The organism is Halomonas sp. 707D4 (assembly GCF_024158685.1).
Taxonomy (GTDB): Bacteria; Pseudomonadota; Gammaproteobacteria; order Pseudomonadales; family Halomonadaceae; genus Vreelandella.
The window spans coordinates 1-2,660 of record NZ_JAMZBD010000424.1; the positions used below are offsets into that span (position 1 = coordinate 1).

Annotated in this window: 5 protein-coding genes; all 5 read left to right on the top strand. The window is 67.9% G+C overall.

Translation table 11 applies throughout. The annotated features are described in order from the left end of the window. Positions 1-473: CBS domain-containing protein (locus BIS11_RS14685; protein ID WP_253586399.1), on the top strand; the 473-nt coding region annotated here is incomplete at its 5' end. Positions 474-507: 34 nt separating this feature from the next. Continuing rightward, positions 508-1,038, top strand: a complete 531-nt coding sequence (locus BIS11_RS14690; RefSeq protein ID WP_253419532.1) for an HAD family hydrolase — start codon at positions 508-510, stop codon at positions 1,036-1,038. A gap of 12 nt (positions 1,039-1,050) precedes the next feature. Continuing rightward, on the top strand, positions 1,051-1,623 hold the full coding sequence (gene lptC, locus BIS11_RS14695) for an LPS export ABC transporter periplasmic protein LptC (protein ID WP_253419530.1): 573 nt from the start codon (positions 1,051-1,053) through the stop codon (positions 1,621-1,623). A gap of 8 nt (positions 1,624-1,631) precedes the next feature. Then, on the top strand, positions 1,632-2,138 hold the full coding sequence (gene lptA, locus BIS11_RS14700) for a lipopolysaccharide transport periplasmic protein LptA (protein ID WP_253419527.1): 507 nt from the start codon (positions 1,632-1,634) through the stop codon (positions 2,136-2,138). A gap of 9 nt (positions 2,139-2,147) precedes the next feature. After that, the coding region (gene lptB, locus BIS11_RS14705; protein WP_253586400.1) for an LPS export ABC transporter ATP-binding protein at positions 2,148-2,660 on the top strand (513 nt) is incomplete at its 3' end.

Genomic DNA, 2,660 nt, shown 5'->3' on the forward strand with positions numbered 1-2,660 from the left:
CGCTGGCCGTGGCCCTTCTCGAGGCGCGCGGCTTCACCGCCGAGGACTTCGCCCTCTCCCACCCTGGCGGCAGTCTCGGCAAGCGGCTCTTGCTGCGCGTGAAGGATCTGATGCACAGCGGCGAGCGCCTGCCCAAGGTGCCTCTTGGCAGCCCCTTGCGCGACGCGCTGCTCGAGATCACCCGCCAGGGGCTCGGCTTCACCTGCGTGGTGGACGACGACGGGCGCCTCGCCGGCGTCTACACCGACGGCGACCTGCGCCGCACCCTGGACGAGTACCACGACCTGCGCAGCGTCAGCGTCGATGCGGTGATGACGCGTCCGGGCAAGCGCATTCGCCCGGACGTGCTCGCCGCCGAAGCGGTTCGCCTCATGGAAGATAGCCGCATCACGGCCCTGGCCGTGGTCGACGAACACGAGCGCCCCATCGGCGCCCTGCACATGCACGACCTGCTTTCGAGCGGCGTGATCTGACCTACGCTGATAGACCGTTTTCAATGGAGTAACCATGGCCCTACCCGATGCCCTGCACGACCGAATTCGCAACGTGCGCCTGCTGGCCGTCGATGTCGACGGCGTGATGACCGATGGACGCCTCTACTTCCAGGCCGACGGGGTCGAGATCAAGGCGTTCCACGTCCAGGACGGCCACGGCCTCAAGCTTCTGAAGCGCGCGGGCTTTCACGTGGCGGTGATCACCGGGCGCGACTCGCCCATGGTCAGCCAGCGGGCGGCGGCGCTGGGTATCACCCACGTCTTCCAGGGCGTCGAGGACAAGCTCGCCACGCTCAAGGGACTGTGCCAGCGCCTCGACCTGTCCCTCGATCAGGTCGCCTACTGCGGCGACGACCTGCCGGATCTGGCTGTGATTCGCCGCGTCGGGGTCGGCATCACCGTGCCCAACGCACCGGACTACATGCACACCCACGCCGGCTGGATCACCGATGCGCTCGGCGGCCATGGCGCGGTGCGCGAGATCTGCGATACGCTCTTGATGACCCAGGGTCACTGGGATGCGGTCATGGACACGTACCTCTAGAGGTTCACGCCTATGTCGAGACGCTTGAAGAAACGCCTCTGGATGCCGGCGCTGGTCGTTGCACTCGGCGCCCTGCTCGTCTGGCTCGACCCGCGCGGCCCCGACTTCGACGACGTCGATCCCGAGGCCCAGGCGCAGGAGCCCGGGCACGTGCTGGAAAATGCCGAGCTCACGCTGTTCGGCGAGTCCGGCACGATCGACCAGTCGCTGGTCACCCCGCACCTGGTGCATACGCCCCAGCAGGCGCTGACCGAGGCCGACGACCCGCGCGCCACGCTGTTCGATTCGGAGCAGCGCCAGTGGCTGGCCCAGGCCGACCACGGCATACTGCAGACCGATCGCCAGTCGCTCGTGCTGGAGGGCTCGGCCCGGCTGCTGGCGCCGGACGAAGGCTGGCAGCTCGACACCGAGCGGCTACACTACGATGGCCTCGAGCGTCACGCCTACACCGAAACGCCGGCGCTGCTGCAGCAGCCGCCCCAGCGCATGAGCGCCGATCGCATGGACGTCTGGCTCGACGAGAGCCGGGTACGCATGTCCGACAACGTGCGCGGCGAACACCCGCCCGTCAGCCCAACGCCCTAGGAGTCGTTATGCACCCACCGTTTCGCGCCGCCCTGTTTCGCGCCGCCTTGCTGGCAGTGGCCATGCCGCTGACCGCCGTTGCCCAGAACAACCAGGCGCCCGTCGAGGTCGAGGCCGACCAGCTCGACCTGGACCAGCGCGCCGGCACCGCCGTCTATACCGGCAACGTCGACATTCGCCAGGGCGAAATGCAGATTCGCGGCAACCGCGTCGAAATCCAGCGCAACGAGGCCGGCGAGCTTTCCCAGGCCATCGCCACCGGCGAGCGCGCCTACCTTCGCAACCAGCTCGAGAACGAAGACGGCCCCATGGAGGGCTGGGCACGCCGCATCGTCTATCACGTCGGCGAGCGCCGGGTCGAGCTGATCGACCAGGCCGAGCTTACACAGCGCGGCGACCGCTTTCGCGGCGGCCGGCTCGAGTACTTCATCGACCGCGAAGTCGTCCAGGCCCGCTCCGAGGTGAGCGGCAGCGACAACCAGCGTATCCGCATGACCCTCCAGCCCGCCCAATAGGAGGCCGCCGTGTCGAATACCCCAAGCGCAGCGGTCAAGACGCTGCACGCCCGGCACTTGGCGAAGAGCTACAAGCGCCGCCGGGTGGTCAAGGATATCAACCTGGAAATCGCTCAGGGCAGCGTGGTCGGCCTGCTCGGCCCCAACGGGGCGGGCAAGACCACCTCGTTCTACATGATCGTGGGGCTGGTCAAGGCCGACGCGGGAACGGTGGGCATCGACGAGCGGGACCTGACCCGCGCGCCGATGCATGAGCGCGCCACCGCCGGGATCGGCTATCTGCCCCAGGAAGCATCGATCTTCCGTAAGCTCTCGGTGGCCGACAACATCCTGGCGATTCTCGAGACCCGCAAGGAGCTGGATCGCCACGCTCGCGAAGAGCGCCTCGAGCAGCTGCTCGAAGACTTCCACATCACTCACATTCGCGACAACCTGGGCATGAGCCTCTCCGGCGGCGAGCGGCGGCGCGTCGAGATCGCCCGGTCGCTGGCCACCGACCCGGCCTTCATCCTGCTCGACGAA

Excerpts from the sequence above, each read along its gene's own strand:
- BIS11_RS14690 (WP_253419532.1), top strand. The coding sequence starts at position 508 with ATGGCCCTACCCGATGCCCTGCACGACCGAATTCGCAACGTGCGCCTG.
- lptC (WP_253419530.1), top strand. The coding sequence starts at position 1,051 with ATGTCGAGACGCTTGAAGAAACGCCTCTGGATGCCGGCGCTGGTCGTT.
- lptA (WP_253419527.1), top strand. The coding sequence starts at position 1,632 with ATGCACCCACCGTTTCGCGCCGCCCTGTTTCGCGCCGCCTTGCTGGCA.